This window comes from Pseudomonas sp. TYF_14 (assembly GCF_043105275.1).
Classification (GTDB): Bacteria; Pseudomonadota; Gammaproteobacteria; order Pseudomonadales; family Pseudomonadaceae; genus Aquipseudomonas; species Aquipseudomonas alloputida.
Genome location: NZ_JBICLK010000019.1, coordinates 50,838 through 75,420 on the forward strand (window position 1 = coordinate 50,838; position 24,583 = coordinate 75,420).

The window sequence follows — 24,583 nt, forward strand, 5'->3', positions numbered from 1 at the left end:
TTACCAGAGGTTTACCTTTGCCTGACGTTGCCAAGAGGCGGAATTTTAAATGAAAACGGCCCGGAACGTGTTCCGGGCCGTTACAGGGTGTTGCTTGGAGCGGTGGCGGGCCTGAAGGTTCGGTTGCCTGGTCTGGCCCTTTCGCGGGTGAACCCGCTCCTACGGGGATGTCACAGCCTTTGAAAACTGTGCCGCACGTTGTAGGAGCGGGTTTACCCGCGAAGAGGCCAGCACAGGCTACAGACGCCCGCCCTGCCCCACGCAATCCTTACTTCAGTACAGCCAGCGCCGCCTCGTAGTTCGGCTCGTCAGCAATTTCGCCAACCAGTTCGCTGTGCAGCACCTTGTCGTTCTCGTCCAGCACCACCACGGCGCGGGCGGCCAGGCCGGCCAGCGGGCCGTCGGCGATGGCTACGCCGTAGTTCTCGAGGAACTCGCGGCCACGCAGGGTCGACAGGTTCTTCACATTGTCCAGCCCTTCGGCGCCGCAGAAACGTGCCTGGGCGAACGGCAGGTCAGCCGAGATGCACAGCACCACGGTGTTGGCAACGTCGTTGGCCTGGGCGTTGAACTTGCGCACCGAGGTGGCGCAGGTCGGGGTATCGACGCTTGGGAAGATATTCAGCACCTTGCGCTTGCCGGCGTAGTCTTTCAGCGACTTGTCAGCCAGGCCTTCACCTACCAGGGAGAAAGCCGGAGCCTGGGCGCCGGCCTGTGGCAGGTTGCCGTTGACCTGGACCGGGTTGCCTTTGAGAGTCACTTGAGCCATGACGAAATCCTTATGCGGGGTTTGAAAAGGACACTGAGTTAAGCATGAAGGCAGCCGGGTGCCTATGGGGGCAGGTGAAATTGTTCCATTGCCGGACGATTTTTGTGGACAAAAAATGCCGATAGCCGCGGTTATGGCCAGTTGCCTCACCGCTGCCGAACGCCCATCCCGACCTCTCCATACAATTCCTACACCTCTATCGGAAGTTTCGCTACCAAGCTCACCTTGTACATCTTTAGCGTACTGATTTACTGGATGACGAAAGCTATTTCTTGCAGTTCCAATCGAGGAGTTAATGGCATGAACCGCCCCGCTGGTTCGCTCCGGCGCCACCTGTGCTCGACGTTGCTGATTTTGTTATGTCTGCTGGGTGTGTTTCCTCTGGACGTGATCCTCCCATCATTCCCTGCGCTCTCAGATGAGTTTCGGGTCGACACAAAACAGATTGCGTACTCAGTGAGCTTTTTTGCTGTTGGTGTGGCCATGGCGCAAATCGTGATCGGCCCACTGTCGGATGGCATCGGGCGCAAGCGTTTGTTGCTCGCTGGGTTGAGCGTATCCATTGTGGGGGCGCTCGGTTGCGTATTTTCAACTCATTATGAAACGTTCATGGCCTTTCGCTTGGTGCAGGCCCTGGGTTGCGGCAGCCTCGTGCTAGGCCAGGCGCTTGTGCAGGACCTCTACAGCGGTACACAACGCAATGCCATGCGCATCCTGTTAACAAGCGCGAGCGGGTTGTTCATCTCCCTGTCACCGCTGGCAGGTGCCTTTCTTCAACAGTCCTTTGGCTGGGAGGCCAGCTTTACGGTATTCGTGATCATCGCTGCAATCGTTTCACTTTTATCGTGTGTGCTGCTCCATGACACACCTGCGTCGCATGACCGGGCGCCAAGCATGTCCAGTTATCGGGTGATGCTGCGAGACACGGACTATCTCGCGCATTCCATGCTCTCCAGCCTCGCCTTTGCCTGCCATTTTTCCTTTATCGTCATAGCACCCTTGCTGCTGATGGGCAGGCTGGAGCTGACGGCCTATCAATTCTCTCTGGTCTTTATCGGCTATGGGTTGGCATACATCGTCGGCGGCATGGCTGCGGCCTACCTGAACAGTCGCGTAAGCCCGCAAACTCAAATAAAAGCAGGCTTGCTGCTTATAAGTACTGCGGGCATCACCCTTTTGATGTGGGAATGGGTGGCAGGTTTATCTGTGCTGGGGGCTCTACTGCCGATGATTGTCTGTACCACCGGGACAACCCTGGTACGCCCCGCCGCAACGACCCAGGCTTTGGCGCGCTATCCGCGTCAGGCAGGTGCGGCAGCGTCGCTCAATACGACATTGCTGTTCGCCGGTGCCGGTTTCACGAGCAGTGTGGTCGCAGGTTTGGAAAGCGAGCTACCGGCCGGCTTGGGCGTGCTGTTCGTGGTGGCCAGCCTGTGCGGAGGGTGGCTGCTTGCATGCACCAAGGATGATGGAATGCAACGCTGCTGAAACCTTGATCAGGCAAAAAAATACCCGGGTGGCGACAAGCGACCCGGGCATTCTTGAATGAAACGGGTGAATCAGCTTACAAGGCCGTACACCACCGAAGTCAGCGCAACCAGGCCGACCACAACGACGAACACGTTGGAGGCCGCACCGCTGTACTTGCGCATCGATGGCACACGGCGAATGGCGTACATCGGCATCAGGAACAACAGCACCGCGAGAATCGGGCCGCCGAGCGACTCGATCATGCCGAGAATGCTCGGGTTGAGCGTGGCGACGATCCAGCACACCACCAGCATCAGTGCGGCAACCACGCGGTCCAGGGCCTTGGCGCCTGGGCGCGCACCGGTCTTGGCGATGATGCCCTTCAGGCCTTCGCTGGCGCCGATGTAGTGGCCGAGGAACGACTTGGCGATGGCCACGAAGGCGATCAACGGCGCAGCGAACGCGATGGTCGGGTTGCTGAAGTGGTTGGCCAGGTACGACAGGATCGACAGGTTCTGCGCCTTGGCTTCGGCCAGCTGGGCGCTGCTCAGGGTGAGCACGCAGCTGAACACGAAGAACAGCACCATCACCACCATCAACAGGTGGGCACGACGCAGGATCTGGCCGCTGCGCTCGTCGGCGTGCGCGCCGTAACGGCGCTTCTGGTCGACGGCAAAGGCCGAGATGATCGGCGAATGGTTGAACGAGAACACCATCACCGGAATGGCCAGCCACAGGGTGTGCAGGAAGGCCGAGGCCGGCGGCACCTCTGTGGCGCTGTCGAGAATGCCACCGGTCCAGTGCGGCACCAGGTACAGGCCCAGCAACGCCAGAGCGACGATGAACGGGTAGACCAGCAGGCTCATGACCTTGACCGTGGCCTGCTCCCCGCAGCGCACGATGGCCAGCAGACCGAGGATCAGCACGAATGACAGGATTGCCCGTGGCGGCGGCTGCATGTGCAGCTGGTGCTCCATGAAGCTGGACACGGTGTTGGTCAGCGCCACGCTGTAGATAAGCAGGATCGGGAAGATGGCGAAGAAGTACAGCACGGTGATCGAGGCACCGGCGGTGATGCCGAAATGCTCCTTGACCACTTCGGTGATGTCGCTGCCATCGCGCCCGGAAAGGACGAAACGGGTCAGCCCGCGATGGGCGAAATAGGTCATCGGAAAGGCCAGCACGGCCAGGATCAGCAGCGGCCAGAAGCCGCCAAGGCCGGCGTTGATCGGCAGGAACAGTGTCCCGGCGCCGATGGCTGTGCCGAACAGGCCCAGCATCCAGGTGGTGTCGTGACGCGCCCAGATGCCGAGGGCGGCGGGGGTCGATTCTGCAAAGCGTTGTTCAACGCTTGGGGCCTGCTCATTCATTCCGGGTGAAGCTCCACTCGCAAGACTGCAACAGGCTGAGAATGGCGAAATAGACGTTTCGCCCAACTCAACCGGAAAAGAGGGGCGCGATTGTGCACGGAAAGGTTGCACTTGCGAAGCCCTTTTCCGAGGAGCGGTTGCACTTGTCTTTACAAGCGGAAGGCATTGCTGGTGTCGATCGGTGGAATGTAGCGGCCTGGGCGCCTGTGGGGCAGCCTCTGGGGGCCGCTCCCACAAAGTCCAACCGCGCCCCACAGGAGGGGCCGCAGTTGGCCCGTTGGCGAGTTACTTCTGAACGGCAGCGAACGCTTCGGCAACCCGTTGCAGGTTGGCCGGGCGCAGGCCGGACATGCACACACGGCCGCTGTCGATCAGGTACACGCCGAACTCGTCACGCAGGCGACGTACCTGCTCGACGCTAAAGCCGGTGTAGCTGAACATGCCGCGCTGGCGCAGGAAGAACTGGAAGTCCTGGCCCGGCAGCAGCACGGCCAGGGCATCGACCAGCGCCTGGCGCATGTCGAGAATACGCTTGCGCATCACTTCGACTTCTTCGGCCCACTGGGCATTCAGGCCAGCATCGCTCAGTACGCCGGCAACCAGCTGGGCGCCGAAGTTGGGCGGGCTGGAGTAGTTGCGGCGCACGGTGGCCTTCAGCTGGCCAAGCACGCTCTGGGCAGTGGCCTCGTCATCGCACACCACCGACAGGCCGCCCACCCGCTCGCCATACAGCGAGAAGATTTTCGAGAAGGAGTTGCTGACCAGGCACGGCACGCCGGCACGGGCCATTTCGCGGATGGCGTAGGCATCTTCCACCAGACCTTCGGCGAAGCCTTGATAAGCGATGTCGAGGAACGGGATCAGCTGGCGTGCCTTGACCACTTCGACCACTTGTTGCCACTGGTGCTGCTGCAGATCGGCACCGGTAGGGTTGTGGCAGCACGGGTGCAGCAGTACCACGCTGTTGGCCGGCAGGCTCTGCAAGGTGGCCAGCATGCCGTCGAAGTCCACGCCACGGGTGGCCTGGTCAAAGTACGGATAGGTGTGCACCTTGAAGCCTGCACCTTCGAAGATGGCGCGGTGGTTGTCCCAGGTCGGGTTGCTGACCCAGACTTCGGACTGCGGGAAGTAGCGCTTGAGGAAATCGGCACCGACTTTCAGGGCGCCGGAGCCACCCACGGTCTGTACGGTGGCCACACGACCGCCGGTCACGGCCGGGTGATCAGCACCGAACAGCAGCGCCTGGATGGCTTGGCGGTAGCTGGCCAGGCCTTCCATTGGCAGGTACAGGGAGGCTTCGTGGTCCTGACCGGCAATGCGTTTTTCCACCGCATCCACCGCCGCCAGTTGCGGCACCACGCCGGCCTCATCGTAGTACAGGCCAATACTCAGGTTGACCTTGTCGGCGCGCGGGTCGGCCTTGAAGGTTTCCATCAACGAGAGGATCGGGTCGCCGGCATAGGCATCGACATGTTTGAACACAGCGTGCAGCTCCTTGGATCAGGACGGTACGGAAAGTCAGTGTTGAGCATACCCGGAGTGCGGGTTCAGGAACATCCACTATTGTGCAAGGTTGTCTATGCAACATTGCATGACCGGGATGAGGGCTGGCTTTTTCGCGGGTAAACCCGCGAAGGGGCCAAATCAGCCAAGCAGCTCTTTCAGGCCTTTCAACTCCTGCTCGGTCACCGCCACCCCCTCCTCCTCGGCCACCTCGCGCTCACGGTAGCGCCGCTCGCCTGGCATGCGCGTCAGCCCCACCGCCTGCATGTGCTCCACCAGCTCGCGGCTGCGCTGGGCAAACCGCTGGCCTTCGGCCTTGCCCGGGTCGATGACGATGATCAACTGCCCGGTCCATGGCGTTTTCGCCCCCGGATGCCCGGACCAATCGAACTCCCAGGAGAAATGACCGCCGGTCAGCGCCGCCGCCAGCAGCTCGACCATCATCGACAACGCCGAGCCCTTGTGCCCGCCAAATGGCAGCAAGGCCCCGCCTTCCAGGATCGCCTTCGGGTCGGTAGTCGGCTGGCCATCGGCATCTACCCCCATGCCCTCCGGCAATTGCTGGCCAGCACGTGCGGCAATCTGCACATCGCCATGGGCCATGGCACTGGTGGCCATGTCGAAAACGATCGGGTCATGCTCGGCGCAAGGCGCAGCGAAAGCGATGGGGTTGGTACCGAACAGCGGCTTGCGTGCACCATGCGGCACCACGCAGGTCATGCTGTTGACCACGCTGAGGGCTACCAGGCCCTCTTCGGCGAACGGCTCGACATCCGGCCACAACGCAGCGAAATGGTGCGAGTTGTGGATCGCCAGCACGGCAATGCCTGCGCTGCGCGCCTTCGCCACCAACAGCTCACGGGCCGCCGCCAGTGCCGGCTGGGCAAAACCGCCCGCAGCATCGACGCGCACATAGCCGGCGGCCACGTCGCTGACCTGTGGCGTGGCCTGGCCATCGACCCAGCCGCTGGCCAAGGTCGAGACATAACCGGGCATGCGGAACACCCCATGGCTATGGGCGCCATCGCGCTGGGCGCTGGCGCAGTTGTGGGCCAGCACCCGGGCCACGGCCTCGCTGCACCCATGGCGCTGGAAAATGGCCTGCAACAGGCTTTGCAGCTCGGTAAAAGGCACGCGCACAACGGTGCTGGTGGAAGGTGCGGACATCTGAAGCTCCTTGTTGATTTTGGAATGGCTACAGCGTTGCAACGACAAAAACTTTCCTTCATGTGACAGCAATCTGTCAAATGTTGACTTGATGACAGAAAACATTCATTTTCTTCCCAAGCCTCACCCCTGGAGCCGCAGCATGAGCCAACTGATCAAGCAACGCCTGGAAAACAGCCTCGAAGGGGCCGCTGCCTCGGGTCGCAAGATCGCCACCTACATGCTTGCCAACCTGCACGAACTGCCGTTCCAGACCTCGGCCAGCATTGCCGCCAAGCTGGGCGTCAGCGAATCCAGCGTCGGGCGCTACTGTCGCTCACTGGGTTATGCCCACCTCAAGGCGCTTAAGCAAGACCTGCAGAACGATCTGGGCGATGGCCCGTGGCTGGTGGGTGATCGCTTGCAAGATTACCGCCAGAACCAGGACGCCAGCGACAACGCCGGCAGCCTGGAGCTGGAAATCGCCGCCCTGGTGCGCGTACACGAATACCGCCAGAGCCCCGCCTGGCACAACGTGGCGCAACGCCTGGCGAGCAAGCCGCGGGTGTTCATCGCCGGCTTCCAGACCGAGCGCGGCATCGCCATGTGCATGAGCCACCTGCTGCAATACCTGCGCGATGGCGTGCAACTGGTCGACATCAGCGCCGGGCACTTCGGCGAAGTGCTGCTGGGCCGTGCCGAAGACAGCGCCCTGGTGGTGTTCGAGGCGCGCCGTTATTCCCGCCATGCCCTGATGCTGTGCCAGAAGGCGCGCGAGGCTGGCATTGCGGTCACCCTGGTGACCGACACCTTCTGTGACTGGGCGGATGCCAATGCCGACGAGGTGTTCCGCATCCCCACCGAGTTCAACCTGTTCTGGGAATCCACCTCGACGATGCTGTCGTGGGTGCATCTGATGGTCAACGAGGTCTGCAAGAAGCTCGGACCGGATGTTGAAAAACGCTTAGAAGCAACTGCCGCTCTACATAACGAATTCGTCGGCTACACCTCGTGGTCGACGGGCAAACAACAATAGCAAGAGTGCAATGAGGTGCGAGATGAACAAGTCCATGGCCTTGCTGGGTGCGTGCGCCCTGCTGCTGGCGGGTGCCGCCAGCGCTGAAACCCTGCGGTTCGCCACCGAGGGTGCCTACCCGCCCTTCAACTATGTAGACGCCGATAACAAGCTGCACGGCTTTGATGTCGACATCACCCATGCCCTGTGCGAACAGATGAAAGTCGAATGCACGCTGGTGGCGCAGGACTGGGAAGGCATCATCCCCGCCCTGATGGCGCGCAAGTATGACGCGATAGTGGCATCGATGATCGACACCGAAGAGCGACGCAAGAAGATCGCCTTCACCGACCACTACTACCGCACGCCCCTGACCGTGGCGGTTGCCAAGGACAGCAAGATCGACAGCGCCCAGACCGACTTTGTCGGCTACACCGTCGGTGCGCAGTCTTCCTCTACCCAGGCCATCTACGCCGAAGACGTGTACGGCAAGGCCGGTGCCGACGTGAAACTGTACCCGACCATGGACGAAGCCAACGCAGACCTGGCGGCCGGCCGCCTGGACGGCGTGATTGCCGACAAATTCCCGCTGCACGAGTGGATGAACAAGAACGGCGGGGATTGCTGCAAGATCCTTGGCGACGTGGCGGACACCAAGGCCGATGCCGCCATCGCTGTGCGCAAGGACGACGAAGCCCTGCGCCAGCGCCTGAATACCGCGCTGCAACAGATTGTGGCCAACGGCACCTACCAGAAGATCGCCAGCAAATATTTCGCTTTCGATATCTACAACTGATCTTCAGGAAGTTGTGCGAACGCCCAGTGGGGGCGGCCTTGCGTCGCGACAGGGCCGCAAGGCCGCTCCCCCCAAGGCCGCATAACCTGCCCAAGAGGTTCGTCATGCTCGATCAATTGTCCTTGCTGTCATTCGCCAGCGGAGGCTGGGGCCAGGCGTTGCTGGCCGGCGCGCTGGTTACTGTTTCCCTGGCCCTGGCCTGCCTGCCCATCGGCCTGCCACTGGGCCTGGTGGTCGCGCTGGCGGCGCGCTCGCGCAAACGCCTGCCACGGGCCTGGGCCACCACTTTTTCCACCGTCTTCCGCGGCCTGCCCGAGCTGCTGACGTTGCTGATCATCTATTACGGCTGCCAGATCGCCGCGCAGAAGATCCTCTCCGCCATGGGCTACCAAGGTGAGTTCCTCATCAACACCTTCCTCGCCGCGATGATCGCCTTCAGCCTGGTGTTCGCCGCGTTTTCCAGCGAGATCTGGCTGGCAGCCTTCAAGACCCTGCCCAAGGGCCAGCTGGAAGCCTGCTCGGCGCTTGGGCTTAGCAAGCGCACCGGTTTCTTCAAGGTGCTGCTGCCACAACTGACCCGCATCGCCCTGCCCGGCTTGTCCAACAACTGGCTGTCGCTGCTCAAGGACACCTCGCTGGTGTCGACCATCTCGCTGGTCGACCTGATGCGCCAGACCAACCTGGCGGTCAGCGTAACCAAGGAACCGATGTTCTTCTACGGCGTCGCCTGCCTGGGCTACCTGCTGTTCGCGGCACTGTCCGGGCGCGTGTTCGCCTACATCGAACGGCGCAGCAACCGCCACCTGCAAGGAGCACGCGCATGAGCTTCGATCAACTGCTGGCAATGGTGCTCGACCCCGACCTGCTGGAGCGCTATGGCCCGCGCTTCATCGACGGCCTGCTGGTAACTGCCAAGCTGGTGGCGATTTCCTTCAGCCTGGGTGCTGTGCTCGGTCTTCTGCTGGCCCTTGCACGCCTGTCTCGCAGCCTGGTGCTGCAGCGCATGGCTGCCGGCTACGTGTACTTCTTCCGCGGTTCGCCGCTGCTGGCGCAATTGTTCCTGCTGTATTACGGCCTGGGCTCGCTCAAAGGTTTCTGGCAGGACGTCGGCCTGTGGTGGTTCTTCCGGGATGCGTGGTTTTGCACCTTGCTGGCGTTCACCCTGAACACTGCCGCCTATCAGGCCGAGATCTTCCGCGGCAGCCTGATGGCGGTTGCGCCTGGCCAGCATGAAGCGGCGCGGGCGCTGAACCTGAAGCGCTCGACCACCTTCTTCAAGGTGATATTGCCGCAGTCGCTGCTGGTGGCCATTGGCCCGTTGGGCAACGAACTGATCCTGATGATCAAGGCCAGCGCGATCGCCTCGCTGGTGACGATCTACGACCTGATGGGCGTGACCAAACTGGCCTTCTCGCGCAGTTTCGACTTCCAGATCTACCTGTGGGCCGCTGTGCTCTACCTGGTGATCGTCGAACTGGTGCGGCGCCTGCTGAAACACCTGGAGGCCCGCCTGGGCCGCCACCTGAACTGACCGAAGGATACGTTTCATGCATTGCCAGACCCTTGTCCTCGGCGCCGGCATCGTCGGCGTCAGCACCGCGCTGCACCTGCAGGCACGCGGGCGCCAGGTAATTCTGATCGACCGCGACGAACCGAGCAGTGGCACCAGCCACGGTAACGCCGGGCTGATCGAGCGCTCCAGTGTCATCCCCTATGCCTTCCCGCGGCAACTGAGCGCACTGCTGCGCTACGGCCTGAACCGCCAGCCCGATGTGCGCTACAGCCTGGCGCACCTGCCCAAGGCCGCACCGTGGCTGTGGCGTTACTGGCGCCAGTCGGCACCCGGGCGCCTGGCCGGCGCCGCCGCCGATATGTTGCCGCTGGTGCAGCGCTGTGTCGACGAGCATGACGCGCTGATCGCTGCCGCCGGCCTGGAAGGCCTGGTGCAAGCCAAAGGCTGGATCGAAGTGTTCCGCGACCCCGCGCTGTTCGAGCAGGCAAAAACCGATGCCAAGGGCCTGAGCCGCTACGGCTTGCGCTTCGAAATCCTTGAATGCGGGCAGTTGCAGGCACGTGAACATCAGCTGGACGCCACCGTGGTCGGTGGCATCCACTGGCTCGACCCGAAAACCGTGAACAACCCCGGCGCGCTCACCCGTGGCTATGCGGCGTTGTTCCTGCAACGCGGCGGGCAGTTCGTGCATGGCGATGCGCGCAGCCTGCGCCAGGCCAATGGCCAATGGCGGGTAGAGAGCCGTCGCGGCCCGATCACTGCCGACGAGGTGGTGGCCTGCCTTGGGCCACAGTCAGCCGACCTGTTCAGCGGCCTGGGCTACCAGATCCCGCTGGCAATCAAGCGGGGCTACCACATGCACTACAGCACCCGTGACGGCGCTCAGCTGGAGCACTCGATCTGCGACACCCAAGGCGGCTATGTACTGGCGCCGATGGCGCGCGGTGTGCGCCTGACCACCGGCATCGAATTCGACGCAGCCAGTGCGCCTGGCAACCAGATCCAGTTGGGCCGCTGCGAGGCCTTGGCGCGCAAGCTGTTCCCGGCCCTCGGCGATCGTCTGGACGACACGCCATGGCTGGGCCGCCGCCCCTGCCTGCCGGACATGCGCCCGGTGATCGGGCCGGCGCCGCGCCACCCAGGGCTGTGGTTCAACTTCGGCCATGCCCATCACGGCCTCACGCTGGGCCCGGTCTGCGGCCGGCTGCTGGCCGAGCTGCTCACTGGCGAGCCCCCCTTCACCGACCCCGCGCCTTACAGCGCGACCCGTTTCGACTGAACCCACGCGGGAGAACAACAAGATGACCGCACCACTGAGCCTTGCCACCCTTGCCCCCGAACCCGACCCGCGTCCGGTGCTGATTCGCATCGAAGGCCTGAACAAGCACTATGGCGCGTTCCACGTGCTGCGCGACATCGACCTGCAGGTGCGCGAAGGCGAACGCATCGTGCTGTGCGGGCCGTCCGGCTCGGGCAAGTCGACCCTGATCCGCTGCATCAACCGCCTGGAAGTCGCCCAGCAGGGCAGCATCCAGGTGGACGGCATCGACCTGGCGGCCACCACACGCGAGGCAGCACAGGTACGCAGCGACATCGGCATGGTGTTCCAGCACTTCAACCTGTTCCCGCACATGAGCGTGCTCGACAACTGCCTGCTGGCCCCCACCAGCGTGCGCGGGCTGTCACGCAAGGACGCCGAGGAGCGGGCACGCATGTACCTGAGCAAAGTCGGCATCGAAAGCCAGGCGCACAAGTACCCCAGCCAGCTGTCCGGCGGCCAGCAGCAGCGCGTGGCAATCGCCCGGGCGCTGTGCATGAAACCGCGGATCATGCTGTTCGACGAGCCCACTTCGGCGCTGGACCCGGAAATGGTCGCCGAGGTACTGGATGTGCTGGTGCAGTTGGCTGGCACGGGCATGACCATGCTGTGCGTCACCCATGAAATGGGCTTTGCCCGGCAGGTAGCCGAGCGGGTGCTGTTCCTTGAGGGTGGGCAGATCATCGAGGACAGCCCGCCGCAGGTGTTCTTCAACCAGCCGCGCACCGAGCGGGCCAAGGCGTTTTTGGCGCAGATCCTGCACTGATTGAAAGCCTGTCACTGTGGGGGGTTTACCCGCGAAGAAGACACCGCCGTGGATGGCACGGGCTTCGCCCGTGTTCGCGGGCAAGCCCGCTCCCACAGTGACCGAGGTTACTTCAAGTTACCTAATCATTGCGCCGCTGCAATGACCCAACTGCATCGTTAAATATTATTGACCGCAGACCCTGCCAAACCCACGCCGCCACAGGCCCGCATCGGTTTCAGCCCCCAGAAAACGGCGTATCCCCCGCGCTAAAGCCCGCTTCCGTCGTTTGACATATCGAACGGCTCTGGCAAGCTATCTACAAGCCCCGACCGGAATCGTCGCCTCTGACGAGCCGGCAGTGCTCGGGGCTACAGGCAGCACCCAAGGCCCCGAGCCGTGCGCCTGCACAACAACGACAGGTCGAACCTGTCCCAAGGTGACATATGTCCAACAGCAACATTGGCAACAAGCAACCTTCCCTGCGCAAACCCGTCGTCCTGATGACCATGGGCAGCCAAGAGCGCAAAGGCCATGACTACCAGGTCATGACCCACAAATACATTACCCCGCTGGTCGAGTTCTCCGATTGCGTCCCGGTGTTGGTGCCTACCTGCTGCGGCACTGAAGACCTCGAGACCTACCTGGACATGGCCGACGGCGTGTACCTGACTGGCGCTGGCAGCAACATCGACCCGGCCCTGTATGGCCAGGAAAACCAGACCCCAGGCAAAGGCCAGGACCAGAACCGCGACCTGTTCGACATTCCGCTGGTCAAGGCGGCGATCAAGCGTGGCCTGCCCATCTTTGGCATCTGCCGTGGCATGCAGGAAATCAACGTGGCCCTGGGTGGCGACATTTACCAGAAGGTGTATGCCGAACCTGGGTTCAATGACCACCGGGAAAACCCGGAAGACCCGGTCGAAGTGCAGTACGCCCAGGTCCATGGGGTGAAGATCCAGCCGGGCAGCTGGCTGCACGACACCCTGGGTACCGATGAGATTCGCGTCAACTCGCTGCATGGCCAAGGCCTGCACAAGCTTGGCGCCGGTATTGAAGCGATCGCCCGTGCCGAAGATGGCCTGGTCGAAGCGATTCACGCGCCAAGCATTTCGCCGTTCTTGTTCGCGGTGCAGTGGCACCCTGAATGGCAAGCGGCGAAGAACCCTGATTCGATAAAGATCTTCCAGGCTTTCGGCGATGCTTGCCGGGCCCAGGTACGCAAGGCGCAAATCAAGCGCCAGCACGCGGCCTGACCTTCAGTTTCCTCTGCTTTGATCGCGGGGCGGCGCAAGGCCGCCCCCGCTTCCCCGGTCACCCTCTGCTGGTCCCAGAACTCTTCCCGTGGAATCGGGCGGCGGGCTTGTGCCTGTCTCCGCGATCGTTTTTTCCTTTCCCTTAAGAGATACGATGACTGCTATGTGTTTGTCGTCGTACCTGCTGCGCCTGTGAAATCGAGCGCCGCCCGCGCGTCGCTTCGCGGGTAAACCCGCTCCTACGTTTGTTTCGGGCCAGTATCGCCTGTTTCAGACGCGCGCGACCGCCTTGTTTGTACGACGCGATATCGAGGCGTGCGCCAAGGCGTTCGCGCGCAAATGCCACAGGCATAACTGGCCCGAAACAAACGTAGGAGCGGGTTTACCCGCGAAGCGCCGCGCGGGCGGCGCTCGATCTGCGCCACAACACATATATCCAGACAACCACCGTGGCGAGAACACAAAATTCTGAAAAAGGACTAGTCATCACGTAGGTTGTACGATAACTTACATCCAACGCAAAACAACACCCCTCACCCAAGCGCCACAGGATGCCAACAACAATGAATCCACAAGAACTCAAATCCATCCTCTCCCACGGCCTGCTGTCTTTCCCGGTCACCGACTTCAATGCCCAGGGCGACTTCAACCCGGCTGGCTACATCAAGCGCCTTGAGTGGCTGGCCCCCTACGGCGCCAGCGCGCTGTTCGCCGCTGGCGGTACAGGTGAATTCTTCTCCCTGGCCGCCAGCGAATACAGCCAGGTGATCAAGACCGCGGTCGACACCTGCGCCACTTCGGTGCCGATCCTCGCCGGTGTCGGTGGCTCCACCCGTCAGGCCATCGAATACGCGCAGGAAGCCGAGCGCCTGGGTGCCAAGGGCCTGCTGCTGCTGCCGCACTACCTGACCGAAGCCAGCCAGGACGGCGTCGCCGCCCACGTCGAAGCGGTGTGCAAATCGGTAAACATCGGTGTGGTGGTGTACAACCGCAACGTCTGCCGCCTGAACGCCGACCTGCTGGAAAAACTGGCCGAGCGCTGCCCGAACCTGATTGGCTACAAGGACGGCCTGGGTGATATCGAGTTGATGGTGTCGATCCGTCGTCGCCTGGGCGAGCGCTTCAGCTACCTGGGTGGCCTGCCGACCGCCGAAGTGTATGCTGCTGCCTACAAGGCCCTGGGCGTACCGGTTTACTCCTCCGCGGTGTTCAACTTCGTGCCGAAAACCGCCATGGACTTCTACAACGCCATCGCCCGTGACGACCACGCCACCGTGGCCAAGCTGATCGACGATTTCTTCCTGCCCTACCTGGACATCCGCAACCGCAAGGCCGGCTACGCCGTGAGCATCGTCAAGGCCGGCGCCAGAATTGCCGGTTACGACGCCGGACCGGTGCGTACCCCGCTGACCGACCTCACCGCCGAAGAGTACGAAATGCTCGCCGCGTTGATGGACAAGATGGGCCCGCAGTAAGCGCTGCCCGCGGCCTGCCAGATGCCGCGCCCGGAGTGGGCCTGCCCCACTCCGGTTACAATTCGTGAGCCCGCACAAAAATAACTAGTGGGAGTATTGCCAGCATGCAAGCGACTAAGAAAACGCATGTGCGCTACCTGATCCTGTTCATGCTGTTTCTGGTGACCACGATCAACTATGCCGACCGCGCCACCATTGCAATCGCAGGCTCCAGCCTGCAGAAAGACCTCGGCATTGACGCCGTAACCCTCGGTTATATCTTTTCCGCCTTCGGATGGGCTTACGTGGCTGGCCAGATTCCTGGTGGCTGGCTACTCGATCGCTTCGGTTCCAAGAACGTCTACGCCTTCAGCATCTTCACCTGGTCGCTGTTCACCCTGCTGCAGGGTTTTGTCGGTGGCCTGCCGGTTGCCTGGGCCGTGGTCACCCTCTTCACCCTGCGCTTCCTGGTCGGTTTCGCCGAAGCCCCGTCATTCCCGGGTAACGCGCGCATCGTCGCCGCATGGTTCCCGACCCAGGAACGCGGCACGGCGTCGGCCATCTTCAACTCGGCGCAGTATTTCGCCACTGCACTGTTCGCCCCGATCATGGGCTGGATCGTGTTCAGCTTCGGCTGGGAGCACGTCTTCGTGGTCATGGGTGTGCTGGGCATCATCTTCTCGATGGTGTGGCTGAAGACCATCTACAACCCGCGCCAACACCCGCGCATCAGCCAAAGCGAGCTCGAGCACATCGAGCAGAACGGCGGCCTGGTCGACATGGACCAGAAGCGCGGCAGCGACGGCCCGAAATGGGGTTACATCAAGCAGTTGCTGACCAGCCGCATGCTGCTGGGCGTATACCTGGGCCAGTACTGCATCAACGCCATCACCTACTTCTTCCTCACCTGGTTCCCGGTGTACCTGGTGCAGGAACGTGGCATGACCATTCTCAAGGCCGGCTTCATCGCCTCGCTGCCGGCGGTGTGTGGTTTTATCGGCGGCGTCCTGGGTGGTGTGATCTCCGACTGGCTGCTGCGCCGCGGCAACTCGCTGACCTTCTCGCGCAAACTGCCGATTGTCTGTGGCCTGCTGCTGTCCACCACCATGGTGTTCTGCAACTACGTCGATGCCGAGTGGATGGTGGTTGGCTTCATGACGCTGGCGTTCTTCGGCAAGGGCATTGGCGCACTGGGCTGGGCGGTGGTCGCGGACACTTCACCCAAGCAGATCGCCGGGCTGTCCGGTGGCCTGTTCAACACCTTCGGCAACATCGCGTCGATCACCACCCCTATCGTGATCGGCTACATCATCAGCGCCACCGGCTCGTTCAAGTGGGCGCTTGTGTACGTGGGTGCCAACGCGCTGGTCGCGGTATTCAGCTATCTGGTTATCGTCGGCCCCATCAAGCGTATCGAATTGCGTGATGCTGCCCCGAAGCCACACGCTGAGCCTGCCACCGACGGCGAACTGGCCAGCTCCCGTCACTGAAAAAACACGCCCGCGCCGGGTCGCCCGGCATGGGCGGATGTACAAAAGCCTGAGAACCTGACAAGTAGGGCCCAAACATGCAGTTGATCGAACATTCCGACTCGCCCCGCTACGTCCGCCTGCACGACGACGACAACGTCGTGGTCGTCGTCAACGACGGCGGCTTGGGCGAAGGCGCCCGCTTCGCCGACGGCCTGACCCTGATCGAAGGCGTACCGCAAAGCCACAAGGTGGCCACCGTGGCCATCGCCAAGGGCGAGCCCGTGCGCCGCTACGGGCAAATCATCGGCTACGCGCTGGAAGACCTGCGCCAAGGCAGCTGGGTGCAGGAAAGCCAGCTGGCCATGCCGGCCGCCCCGGAACTGGACAGCCTGCCGCGCTGTGATGCAGTGCCACAACCGCTGCCGCCGCTTGAGGGCTTCACCTTCGAGGGCTATCGTAACGCCGACGGCACTGTCGGCACCCGCAATATCCTCGGCATCACCACCACCGTGCAGTGCGTGACCGGCGTGCTGGAACATGCAGTCAAGCGCATTCGCAACGAACTGCTGCCCAAATACCCCAACGTCGATGACGTGGTGGCCATTACCCACAGCTACGGCTGCGGTGTGGCAATCAACGCCCGCGACGCTTACATCCCGATCCGCACCGTGCGCAACCTGGCGCGCAACCCAAACCTCGGCGGCGAGGCGCTGGTGATCAGCCTGGGCTGTGAAAAACTGCAAGCCAGCCAGGTGATGCACGACAACGACCCTTCGGTGGACCTCAGCGACCCATGGCTGTACCGCCTGCAAGATGCCAGCCTTGGCTTTGTTGAAATGATCGAGCAGATCATGGACCTGGCCGAAACCCGCCTGAAGAAGCTCGACCAGCGCCGCCGCGAAACGGTCCCGGCCAGCGAACTGATCCTCGGTATGCAATGCGGTGGCAGCGACGCCTTCTCGGGCATCACCGCCAACCCGGCACTGGGCTATGCCGCCGACCTGCTGGTCCGCGCTGGCGCCACCGTGCTGTTCTCTGAAGTGACCGAGGTGCGCGACGCGATCTACATGCTGACCTCGCGCGCGGAAAACCAGGACGTTGCCGACGCGCTGGTGCGCGAAATGGACTGGTACGACCGCTACCTGCAGCAAGGCGCCGCCGACCGCAGCGCCAACACCACACCGGGCAACAAGAAAGGCGGGCTGTCGAACATCGTCGAGAAATCGCTGGGTTCGATCGTGAAGTCGGGCAGCGGCGCTATCCAGGGTGTGCTCGGCCCAGGCGAGCGGGTCAACCGCAAAGGCCTGATTTTCTGCGCCACCCCGGCCAGCGACTTTGTCTGTGGCACCTTGCAACTGGCGGCCGGCATGAACCTGCACGTCTTCACTACCGGCCGCGGCACCCCGTATGGCCTGGCCATGGCGCCGGTGGTCAAGGTGTGTACCCGCAGCGAACTGGCCCAGCGCTGGCCCGACCTGATCGACATCGACGCCGGTCGCATCGCCAGTGGTCGCTCGACCATCGAGGAGCTGGGTTGGGAGCTGTTCCATTACTACCTGGACGTAGCCAGCGGTCGCAAGCAGACCTGGGCCGAACAACACCGGCTGCACAACGACATCACCCTGTTCAACCCGGCGCCCATTACCTGATGCCGCAGCCCTGACCACGCATTCACACACGCCATTCTCAATCCCACAGGAGCACCCCATGCCTGAGATCCTCGGCCATAACTTCATCGCCGGTCAGCGCAGTGCCGCTGGCCCTCAGCGCCTGCAGAGCCTGGACGCCAGCACTGGCGAAGCCCTGCCCTACAGCTTTGCCCAGGCCACCGAAGCCGAAGTGGACCAAGCCGCCAAGGCCGCTGCCGCAGCCTTCGCCGATTTCCGCCAACTGGCCCCGGCGCGTCGGGCCGAGTTCCTCGACGCCATCGCCGCTGAACTCGACGAACTGGATGACGCCTTCGTCGCCATCGTCTGCCGCGAAACCGCCCTGCCCGCCGCCCGCATCCAGGGCGAGCGCGGCCGCACCAGCGGGCAGATGCGCCTGTTCGCCCAAGTGCTGCGCCGCGGCGACTTTCTCGGCGCACGCATCGACCTGGCACTGCCCGAGCGCCAGCCGCTGCCACGCGTAGACCTGCGCCAGATGCGCATCGGTGTAGGCCCGGTCGCCGTGTTCGGGGCCAGCAACTTCCCGCTGGCCTTCTCCACCGCCGGGGGTGATACCGCCGCCGCCCTGGCCGCAGGCTGCCCGGTGGTATTCAAGGCGCACAGCGGCCACATGGCCACGGCCGACCTGGTTGGCTGCGCCATCGTGCGCGCCGCTGAGCGGACCGGCATGCCCAAGGGCGTGTTCAACATGGTATTTGGTGGCGGCGTGGGCGAGTGGCTGGTCAAGCACCCGGCCATCCAGGCGGTTGGCTTCACCGGCTCGCTGAAAGGCGGTGATGCCCTTTGCCGCATGGCCGCTGAGCGCCCGCAGCCAATCCCGGTGTTCGCCGAGATGTCCAGCATCAACCCGGTCATCATCCTGCCAGGCGCCCTGGCCAAACGTGGCGAGGCCATTGCCCGCGAGTTGGCGGGGTCCGTGTGCATGGGTGCCGGGCAGTTCTGCACCAACCCTGGGCTGGTGATTGGCTTGCAGTCGCCACAGTACAGCCAGTTGCTCGCCGACCTTGGCCAGTACCTGGACCAGCAAGCCGGGCAAACCATGCTCAATGCTGGCGGCCTGCGCAGCTACATTGGCGGCCTTGAACACCTGCATGCTCATGCCGGTATCGAGCATGTGGCCGGCCAGGTGCAGGAAGGCAACCAGGCGCGCGCTCAGCTGTTCAAGGCCGATGCACGCCTGCTGGTCGAGTCCGACCCGCTGTTGCAGGAAGAAGTGTTTGGGCCCACCACCGTGGCCGTAGAGGTGCAGGACAACGACCAACTGCGCGACGCGCTGCTCGGCCTGCGCGGCCAGCTGACCGCGACGCTGATCGGCGAAGCGGAGGACTTCGATGCCTTCGCCTGGCTGGTGCCGCTGCTGGAGGAGAAAGTCGGGCGAATCCTGGTCAATGGCTACCCGACCGGTGTCGAAGTCTGTGATGCCATGGTGCACGGCGGCCCGTACCCGGCGACCTCCGATGCGCGTGGCACCTCGGTCGGCACTTTGGCCATCGACCGCTTCCTGCGCCCGGTGTGCTACCAGAACTACCCGCAGACGCTGCTGCCTGAGGCACTGCGCGACGGCAACCCGCTGGGGCTGCGGCGGTTGGTGAACGGTCAGTGGAGTGACGGGGCGATCTGACTGGTTGCCAGAAACAGGAAAGCCCTGCGCACGGCGGGGCTTTTCTTTTTTGACTGTACTGGCCTTTTCGCGGGCAAGCCCGCTTCGACAGGGCTATCTTGCCCGCGAAGAGGCCAGTACAGGCAGCAAAGGCTTCAGGTTCCTTGCGCTTCAGCCGCCTCATGCGCCTGGCGCAAGCGCTCGCGGCTGTTGCTCAGGTGCATGCGCATGGCCATCTTCGCCCCTTCGCTGTCACGCCGGGCAATCGCCTCATAGATCGCCTCGTGCTCATGCATCAGGCGGCTCATGTAATGCGCCTGGTCATCATGGGCCAGGCGCGCCGAATTCAGCCGGGTGCGCGGGATGATGCTAGTACCCAGGTGGTTGATGATGTCGGCGAAGTAGTGGTTGCCGCTGGCCTGGGCAATGCGCAGGTGGAACTGGAAGTCCGCCGACACCGCATCAGTGGCGTGGGCCGCCCCCTCGTTGAGTTCGTCCAGCGCCGCCCGCATACCGGCCAGGGCTTCGTCGCTTCGCCGCTGGGCTGCCAGCCCGGCCGACTCGATCTCCAGGGCAATGCGCAACTCCAGCACCGCCAGCACTTCGCGCAGGGTGACCACGGTGGCCGGGTCGATACGGAAACCGCCCGTAGCCGGTGCATCCAGCACGAATGTACCGATGCCGTGGCGAGTCTCTACCTGCCCGGCGGCCTGCAACCGCGAGATCGCCTCACGCACCACCGTGCGACTGACGCCCTCTTCGGCCATGATCTGCGATTCGGTCGGCAGCTTGTCGCCGCGCTTGAGCTGGCCGCTGCGAATGCGTTCGGTCAGCACCGTGACCAGTTCCTGGGCCAGACTGCGCGGCTTGCGCCGGGTCCTTGCCTGTACCTGCTGCTCTGTCATTGCCCTGTATTTCACCTTGGAAGACAGCGCTCATCATAGCGCAAGCGGTTGTACGATCACATACACCCCGTGCGGTATTTATTGCCCATCTTTGCAGTCCCTGGCCCCATGAAAAAACGCGCAGAATCACTGGCCCATGGCCTGCGCGAGCCTGTACTGTACGCCTCCACGCTCACTGTTCCATGGAAGGAATCTGCAGTATGAAAACCCTCGACCGCCTTTTGCTCGGCAGTGGCCTGCTGATCCCCCTCTGGCTGCTGGCGGGGGTATGGCTCACCGCCCAGGCCTACCCTGGCTATGATCACCTGCAACAGGCCATGAGCCAGCTTGGCGCGGCAGGCTCGCCAACCCACAGCTGGTCACCACGGGTCAACAACTACCCTCTAGCCCTGCTGTTTGCCCTGTTTGCCTGGGGCCTGATGCGGCGCTGGCACAGCTCGAAGCTGGCGCTGCTGAGTGCGGGCCTGGTGTTGCTGCATGGCATGGGCAGTTTGGGCACCGGCTGGTTCCCCTGCGACCAGGGGTGTGCACCGGTACAGCCATCTACCTCGCAGCAACTGCATAACCTGTTTGGTCTGCTGATGTTCCTCTCGCTGACCTTGGCCAGCGCCCTATGGGCGTGGCTAGGCAACCGCATTGCCGGCTCCCCCGCCCTGGCGCTGTTTTCCCTGGCTTGCGTGGTGCTGGCGATCATCACCGTCGCGTTGATGGGCCAAGCGGCGCAGAGTGGCCAGCTGTTCGGCCTGTATCAACGCCTTAACTATGGTGTTTCGGTGCTCTGGGTTGCCAGCCTGGCCTGGACAAGCCTGCAAAAGCCGAAGGCCAGTCCCCTGCGCATGGCTGTGCCCTGACGGCAAATTGCTGGCCCACGGCTGCGGAAAGCGAAGGCAAACTCCGTTTTCTTTCAGATGCTTAGGACAGCAACATGCGAGTACTTCTAGCAACGATGGCCGGCTGCCTGCTGGCCACCCTCGCTTTCGGCGCCCAGGCCAGGGCACTGAGCCAGAACGATCGCCACACCTGCGGCTGGGGCGCGCAGATAGCCGCCGAGGCCCAACAGGCCAAGCTTTCCGGGGTAACCCTGTACGCCACGCGCAAGAAGCTGCAGGTACGCAAATTCCCCAAACCCTGGATGCGCATGACTGCCTTCGGCATTACCGAGCAAACCTACAACAGCCGCTCGCGGCTCAAGCCAGCAGCGATCAAGCAGACGTACTTCGAGCAGTGCGTTCAGCATGCCGTTGCAAGACGATAACTCTTTACTTATCACGCCTGCAAAGGCCGCATCAGCGTCTCCATGGAGGGCCTGCCTTGAAGCGATCTTCCAGCCAGGCCTTAAAGACGCCCATCGCTGCCGTGTTCAGGCGTGCGGTCGGCCGTACCAGGTAAATGCCCGCCGCCTTGTCCAGCTGCCATTGCGCAAGCACCCTTACCAGGCATCCGCTGGCCAGGTCCTCGCCCATGAGCCAGTCACCTCCGGCCACAATCCCCACGCCGCGCCGCGCCGCCTCCAGCAGCGCTTCGTTGTCATTACTGCGAAGGCTGCCAGCAACTTTGACACTTGTCTGTCGCGTATCGCTCATAAGGCGCCATTCAGGAAACGATCGCAAACCATTGAAACCTAAACAGTTATGCGCCGCCAAATCTTCCGGCTGCGCGGGTTCCCCATGCCGAGCAAGGTATTGAGGAGAAGCGCACAGGATCCGCACGTGATCGCACAGTTTACTTGCCACCAGACGATTGTCCGCCAGCTCACCAATCCGGATCGCGGCGTCGAAACCCTCGCCGATCAGGTCGACGAAACGATCGGCATACTCGGTCTCCACGATTACCTGCGGGTAGGCCAGTACAAAGTCGGCCAGCATGCCGCTCAACCAGCGTCGGCCCATGGCCGCCGGCAACGCCAGACGCAGACGCCCACGAACCGTTGCCGCACCTTCGGCTGCCTCTTCCTCCGCTTCGGCAATCAGCCGGCTAGCCTCGAGAACCTTGGCTACCAGCCGCTCGCCCTCATCGGTAAAGCGCAGCTGCCGCGTACTGCGCTCCACCAGGCGAATGCCCAGCCGCGTCTCTAAAGCACTCAGGCGTTTCGACAGCACCGTAGGGTGGCGCTCCAGTTGCCGCCCGGCGGCAGCAAACGAGCCCTGCTCATACAAGGCCAGCAGGGTGGCAAGTTCATCAGCGCGACGACTGTCGAAGGTATCCATGGCAAGGCTCGGCTCAGGGCAGTGAAATCAGGGGGCGGATCAGGCAGTCAGCACCAGCGCGCCCTCCGACCGCCCTTGCTCCAGGCATTCATGGGCCTTGGCTGCTTCAGCCAGCGGGAAGCATCGCCAGACCCGAGGCTGGACGATACCTTCGGCAACCGCTGCCAGCACATCGGCCGCGCGCTGCTGGTACTCCTCGACAGTGCGGGTGTGTGCTGCGAGCGATGGCCGGGTCAGGTACAGCGAGCCATTGGCATTGAGCGTGGCAACCTCGATGGCAGGCGGTGCACCGGAGGTGCCGCCGAACGATACCAACAAGCCGCGCACCCTCAGGCTGCCCAACGAGGCCTCAAGCGACACCTTGCCCACGCAATCGTACACTACGTCCACACCTTGGCCTTGGGTCAGCTCACGCACCTGGCTGGCCAAGGTTTTTGCGTCGAACACCAGCACATGCTGGCAACCCGCCGCCCGTGCCCGCTCCACACTTTGCAGGCGCGATACCACCCCTATCACCGTCGCCCCCAGGTGTCGCGCCCAAGGCACCATCAGCTGGCCCAAAGCACCGGCCGCACCGTACAACAACACCTGGGTGCCCGGCCCTACGGCATAGGTGGTTTTCAACAGATATTGCGCCGTGATTCCCTTGAACAGCACCGCTGCGGCGGCCTCGTCCTCCAACTGCGGCGGCAGCGGAACCAGCCGCTCGGCCGGGAACAGCCGGCCACTGGCATAGGCACCGACCGGCCCCATCGCGTAAGCGACCCGGTCGCCCACCTGCACGTTGTGCACCCCATCGCCAATGGCCGAGACCCTGCCAGCGCCTTCCAGTCCCAGGCCTGAAGGCAATGCCAGCGCTGCTCCCCCCTTGCGCTGCAACACATCCAGCGGGTTCACGCCCATGGCCGTCTGCTCCAGCCAGACCTGGCCAGGCCCTGGAGATTGTGCTGCTACGTGTTCAAGCTGCATCACATCGGCAGCGCCGGTGCTATTGAGAATGATGCGGGTAGCCATGATCGAATCCTGCTGAATGAGTGCTCGAGTCAGGCTAAACAAGAAGCAAAAGTTGAACAATCAGGCGGGATGCAGATGATTTCTGCACCCCTTGCAGCAATTCAGTCAGTGCATCAGCAGCCAGTCAGCATCGTAGGGCGCCGTTCACCGACGAAGAACAAGGGGCGCAGGCGCACGCCTATCAGGTTACCGGTATAGGCCGCCACCAGCCACAACCAGCCATGTAAGCTACCCGAGGCGATACCACTGAAGTAAGCACCAATGTTGCAGCCGTAAGCCAGGCGCGAACCATAGCCCAGCAGAAGGCCGCCAATCACTGCGGCCACCAGCGACGGCAGCGGAATCTTCAGGTTTGGCGCAAAGCGCCCGGCCAGGCCCGCCGCCAGCAAGGCACCCAGTACGATGCCCAGGTCCATTACCGTGGTGATGTCCTGCCACAGCGGCGCAGCCAAAGCCTTGGCATTGGCCGGTGCCTGCCAGAACACCCAGCTACCGACATCCACACCCAGCCCGCTGAGGACCTTGGCCCCCCACAAGGCGAAAGCCGAGGTAATGCCCCAAGGCCGCCCCGCCAGCGCCAAGGTCGCGTAGTTCAGCAAGGCCAGGGCGATGGCGCCCCACAGCAAGGGCCAGGGGCCACGCAGGAAGCGTCGAAGGCCTTGGTGCTCGCTGGCAGGCAGTGCTTCAAGCGCGCCATGCCGGCGCTTCTCAAGCACCACGGTGGCCCAGGCGATCAGCCCGAACACTGCCAGGCTTGCCAGCACCGCAGGCCCTATCCCCCACACCTGCACGATCGAGGTGGCCGGAAGCGACGGCAAGGCAAACCACCAATCGGCATGGTGGGTGGCGCTGACCGAGCCGATGACGAAGAACAGCAGAGTCACCAGCATGCGCGCATTACCTCCCCCCACGGTAAACAGCGTGCCCGATGCGCAGCCGCCACCCAACTGCATGCCGATGCCGAAAATGAACGCACCGAACACCACTGAAACACCCGCAGGGGCAACCAGACCAGTGACCGGGTTACCGAACAGGCTGCCAGCTGACAACGCCGGGAAGAACAGCAGCACCGCCAGGGTCAGCATGACCATCTGCGCACGCAGGCCCGCGCCACGGCGCTCGTTGATAAACACCCGCCAGGCTGAGGTGAAACCGAAGGCGGCGTGGTACAGCGTCAGGCCAAGGGCGGTGCCGACCAGCAGCAACACTACCTGCTTGAAGCCGGCATTGAGGTTGAGGAACCAGGCACTGGCCAGCATCAAGGTCAAGGCGATCAATGGCGCGCCGAGGCGACGTGGTTCAGGCGTGGCAGTTGCGGAAAGGCCCATCAAAATACTCGGACAATAGTTAAACGGACGGGGAG

Annotated in this window: 22 protein-coding genes; 14 read left to right on the forward strand and 8 right to left on the reverse strand. The window is 63.0% G+C overall.

Annotated elements, in window-relative coordinates:
• Positions 1–268: 268 nt before the first annotated feature.
• Positions 269–769, reverse strand: coding sequence for a thiol peroxidase (gene tpx / locus ACF8O8_RS05690; RefSeq protein WP_010954437.1), 501 nt, complete (start codon positions 767–769; stop codon positions 269–271).
• 300 nt (positions 770–1,069) lie between these two features.
• Here tpx and ACF8O8_RS05695 point away from each other — a divergent pair, with 300 nt between their 5' ends.
• Positions 1,070–2,257, forward strand: a complete 1,188-nt coding sequence (locus ACF8O8_RS05695) for a Bcr/CflA family efflux MFS transporter (RefSeq protein WP_392509362.1) — start codon at positions 1,070–1,072, stop codon at positions 2,255–2,257.
• Between the two features lie 71 nt (positions 2,258–2,328).
• Here the strand turns inward: ACF8O8_RS05695 and ACF8O8_RS05700 are convergent, their stop codons facing one another.
• The 3 genes from ACF8O8_RS05700 to ACF8O8_RS05710 all read right to left on the reverse strand — a co-directional run bounded on the left by ACF8O8_RS05700 (position 2,329) and on the right by ACF8O8_RS05710 (position 6,279).
• Entirely contained in the window at positions 2,329–3,609 is a 1,281-nt protein-coding gene (locus tag ACF8O8_RS05700; protein WP_392509363.1) for a serine/threonine transporter, read from the reverse strand.
• A 285-nt stretch (positions 3,610–3,894) separates the two neighbouring features.
• Positions 3,895–5,091: an aromatic amino acid transaminase gene (locus ACF8O8_RS05705; RefSeq protein WP_003247729.1), complete on the reverse strand. Its 1,197-nt coding sequence runs from the start codon at positions 5,089–5,091 to the stop codon at positions 3,895–3,897.
• Between the two features lie 162 nt (positions 5,092–5,253).
• Complete coding sequence (locus ACF8O8_RS05710; RefSeq protein WP_049588100.1) at positions 5,254–6,279, reverse strand: Ldh family oxidoreductase; 1,026 nt, start codon at positions 6,277–6,279, stop codon at positions 5,254–5,256.
• Positions 6,280–6,421: 142 nt separating this feature from the next.
• Between ACF8O8_RS05710 and ACF8O8_RS05715 the strand changes: the two genes are divergently transcribed.
• The 11 genes from ACF8O8_RS05715 to ACF8O8_RS05765 all read left to right on the forward strand — a co-directional run bounded on the left by ACF8O8_RS05715 (position 6,422) and on the right by ACF8O8_RS05765 (position 19,115).
• Positions 6,422–7,294, forward strand: a complete 873-nt coding sequence (locus ACF8O8_RS05715; RefSeq protein WP_012052078.1) for a MurR/RpiR family transcriptional regulator — start codon at positions 6,422–6,424, stop codon at positions 7,292–7,294.
• Between the two features lie 22 nt (positions 7,295–7,316).
• Positions 7,317–8,069, forward strand: a complete 753-nt coding sequence (locus ACF8O8_RS05720; protein ID WP_010954441.1) for a transporter substrate-binding domain-containing protein — start codon at positions 7,317–7,319, stop codon at positions 8,067–8,069.
• 104 nt (positions 8,070–8,173) lie between these two features.
• Entirely contained in the window at positions 8,174–8,893 is a 720-nt protein-coding gene (locus ACF8O8_RS05725; protein ID WP_392509364.1) for an ABC transporter permease, read from the forward strand.
• On the forward strand, positions 8,890–9,600 hold the full coding sequence (locus ACF8O8_RS05730) for an ABC transporter permease (protein ID WP_003247716.1): 711 nt from the start codon (positions 8,890–8,892) through the stop codon (positions 9,598–9,600). Before ACF8O8_RS05725 ends, ACF8O8_RS05730 begins: the two co-directional genes overlap by 4 nt.
• A 16-nt stretch (positions 9,601–9,616) precedes the next feature.
• Positions 9,617–10,861 carry an FAD-dependent oxidoreductase gene (locus ACF8O8_RS05735; RefSeq protein WP_392509365.1) on the forward strand — a complete coding sequence of 415 codons (1,245 nt, stop codon included), beginning with the start codon at positions 9,617–9,619 and terminating at the stop codon, positions 10,859–10,861.
• Between the two features lie 22 nt (positions 10,862–10,883).
• Positions 10,884–11,666 (forward strand): amino acid ABC transporter ATP-binding protein, encoded by a 783-nt coding sequence (locus tag ACF8O8_RS05740; protein WP_010954443.1) that lies wholly within the window; start codon positions 10,884–10,886, stop codon positions 11,664–11,666.
• Between the two features lie 425 nt (positions 11,667–12,091).
• Positions 12,092–12,901: a gamma-glutamyl-gamma-aminobutyrate hydrolase family protein gene (locus tag ACF8O8_RS05745; protein WP_010954444.1), complete on the forward strand. Its 810-nt coding sequence runs from the start codon at positions 12,092–12,094 to the stop codon at positions 12,899–12,901.
• 563 nt (positions 12,902–13,464) lie between these two features.
• On the forward strand, positions 13,465–14,376 hold the full coding sequence (kdgD, locus tag ACF8O8_RS05750; RefSeq protein WP_010954445.1) for a 5-dehydro-4-deoxyglucarate dehydratase: 912 nt from the start codon (positions 13,465–13,467) through the stop codon (positions 14,374–14,376).
• Positions 14,377–14,480: 104 nt separating this feature from the next.
• Positions 14,481–15,845 carry an MFS transporter gene (locus tag ACF8O8_RS05755; protein WP_003247701.1) on the forward strand — a complete coding sequence of 455 codons (1,365 nt, stop codon included), beginning with the start codon at positions 14,481–14,483 and terminating at the stop codon, positions 15,843–15,845.
• Between the two features lie 77 nt (positions 15,846–15,922).
• Positions 15,923–17,476, forward strand: coding sequence for a galactarate dehydratase (gene garD, locus ACF8O8_RS05760; protein ID WP_014756302.1), 1,554 nt, complete (start codon positions 15,923–15,925; stop codon positions 17,474–17,476).
• 58 nt (positions 17,477–17,534) lie between these two features.
• Positions 17,535–19,115 carry an aldehyde dehydrogenase (NADP(+)) gene (locus ACF8O8_RS05765; protein ID WP_392509366.1) on the forward strand — a complete coding sequence of 527 codons (1,581 nt, stop codon included), beginning with the start codon at positions 17,535–17,537 and terminating at the stop codon, positions 19,113–19,115.
• Positions 19,116–19,249: 134 nt separating this feature from the next.
• On the opposite strand, the gene ACF8O8_RS05770 is transcribed toward ACF8O8_RS05765, so the two are convergent.
• Complete coding sequence (locus tag ACF8O8_RS05770; protein WP_003247694.1) at positions 19,250–19,999, reverse strand: FadR/GntR family transcriptional regulator; 750 nt, start codon at positions 19,997–19,999, stop codon at positions 19,250–19,252.
• A 200-nt stretch (positions 20,000–20,199) separates the two neighbouring features.
• Here ACF8O8_RS05770 and ACF8O8_RS05775 point away from each other — a divergent pair, with 200 nt between their 5' ends.
• Entirely contained in the window at positions 20,200–20,850 is a 651-nt protein-coding gene (locus ACF8O8_RS05775; RefSeq protein WP_020193561.1) for a DUF998 domain-containing protein, read from the forward strand.
• 74 nt (positions 20,851–20,924) lie between these two features.
• Positions 20,925–21,254, forward strand: coding sequence for a hypothetical protein (locus ACF8O8_RS05780; RefSeq protein WP_049588097.1), 330 nt, complete (start codon positions 20,925–20,927; stop codon positions 21,252–21,254).
• A gap of 31 nt (positions 21,255–21,285) precedes the next feature.
• On the opposite strand, the gene ACF8O8_RS05785 is transcribed toward ACF8O8_RS05780, so the two are convergent.
• The 3 genes from ACF8O8_RS05785 to ACF8O8_RS05795 all read right to left on the reverse strand — a co-directional run bounded on the left by ACF8O8_RS05785 (position 21,286) and on the right by ACF8O8_RS05795 (position 24,548).
• Positions 21,286–22,206 (reverse strand): LysR family transcriptional regulator, encoded by a 921-nt coding sequence (locus ACF8O8_RS05785; RefSeq protein ID WP_010954450.1) that lies wholly within the window; start codon positions 22,204–22,206, stop codon positions 21,286–21,288.
• Positions 22,207–22,245: 39 nt separating this feature from the next.
• Positions 22,246–23,220, reverse strand: coding sequence for a quinone oxidoreductase family protein (locus tag ACF8O8_RS05790; RefSeq protein ID WP_392509367.1), 975 nt, complete (start codon positions 23,218–23,220; stop codon positions 22,246–22,248).
• A gap of 113 nt (positions 23,221–23,333) precedes the next feature.
• On the reverse strand, positions 23,334–24,548 hold the full coding sequence (locus ACF8O8_RS05795; protein WP_010954452.1) for a YeeE/YedE family protein: 1,215 nt from the start codon (positions 24,546–24,548) through the stop codon (positions 23,334–23,336).
• Positions 24,549–24,583: the final 35 nt, after the last annotated feature.

Bases quoted from the DNA above. Each gene is read 5' to 3' on its own strand.
- tpx (WP_010954437.1), bottom strand. From the start codon at position 769: ATGGCTCAAGTGACTCTCAAAGGCAACCCGGTCCAGGTCAACGGCAAC.
- ACF8O8_RS05695 (WP_392509362.1), top strand. From the start codon at position 1,070: ATGAACCGCCCCGCTGGTTCGCTCCGGCGCCACCTGTGCTCGACGTTG.
- ACF8O8_RS05700 (WP_392509363.1), bottom strand. From the start codon at position 3,609: ATGAATGAGCAGGCCCCAAGCGTTGAACAACGCTTTGCAGAATCGACC.
- ACF8O8_RS05710 (WP_049588100.1), bottom strand. From the start codon at position 6,279: ATGTCCGCACCTTCCACCAGCACCGTTGTGCGCGTGCCTTTTACCGAG.
- ACF8O8_RS05715 (WP_012052078.1), top strand. From the start codon at position 6,422: ATGAGCCAACTGATCAAGCAACGCCTGGAAAACAGCCTCGAAGGGGCC.
- ACF8O8_RS05720 (WP_010954441.1), top strand. From the start codon at position 7,317: ATGAACAAGTCCATGGCCTTGCTGGGTGCGTGCGCCCTGCTGCTGGCG.
- ACF8O8_RS05725 (WP_392509364.1), top strand. From the start codon at position 8,174: ATGCTCGATCAATTGTCCTTGCTGTCATTCGCCAGCGGAGGCTGGGGC.
- ACF8O8_RS05730 (WP_003247716.1), top strand. From the start codon at position 8,890: ATGAGCTTCGATCAACTGCTGGCAATGGTGCTCGACCCCGACCTGCTG.
- ACF8O8_RS05735 (WP_392509365.1), top strand. From the start codon at position 9,617: ATGCATTGCCAGACCCTTGTCCTCGGCGCCGGCATCGTCGGCGTCAGC.
- ACF8O8_RS05740 (WP_010954443.1), top strand. From the start codon at position 10,884: ATGACCGCACCACTGAGCCTTGCCACCCTTGCCCCCGAACCCGACCCG.
- ACF8O8_RS05745 (WP_010954444.1), top strand. From the start codon at position 12,092: ATGTCCAACAGCAACATTGGCAACAAGCAACCTTCCCTGCGCAAACCC.
- kdgD (WP_010954445.1), top strand. From the start codon at position 13,465: ATGAATCCACAAGAACTCAAATCCATCCTCTCCCACGGCCTGCTGTCT.
- ACF8O8_RS05755 (WP_003247701.1), top strand. From the start codon at position 14,481: ATGCAAGCGACTAAGAAAACGCATGTGCGCTACCTGATCCTGTTCATG.
- garD (WP_014756302.1), top strand. From the start codon at position 15,923: ATGCAGTTGATCGAACATTCCGACTCGCCCCGCTACGTCCGCCTGCAC.
- ACF8O8_RS05765 (WP_392509366.1), top strand. From the start codon at position 17,535: ATGCCTGAGATCCTCGGCCATAACTTCATCGCCGGTCAGCGCAGTGCC.
- ACF8O8_RS05770 (WP_003247694.1), bottom strand. From the start codon at position 19,999: ATGACAGAGCAGCAGGTACAGGCAAGGACCCGGCGCAAGCCGCGCAGT.
- ACF8O8_RS05775 (WP_020193561.1), top strand. From the start codon at position 20,200: ATGAAAACCCTCGACCGCCTTTTGCTCGGCAGTGGCCTGCTGATCCCC.
- ACF8O8_RS05780 (WP_049588097.1), top strand. From the start codon at position 20,925: ATGCGAGTACTTCTAGCAACGATGGCCGGCTGCCTGCTGGCCACCCTC.
- ACF8O8_RS05785 (WP_010954450.1), bottom strand. From the start codon at position 22,206: ATGGATACCTTCGACAGTCGTCGCGCTGATGAACTTGCCACCCTGCTG.
- ACF8O8_RS05790 (WP_392509367.1), bottom strand. From the start codon at position 23,220: ATGGCTACCCGCATCATTCTCAATAGCACCGGCGCTGCCGATGTGATG.
- ACF8O8_RS05795 (WP_010954452.1), bottom strand. From the start codon at position 24,548: ATGGGCCTTTCCGCAACTGCCACGCCTGAACCACGTCGCCTCGGCGCG.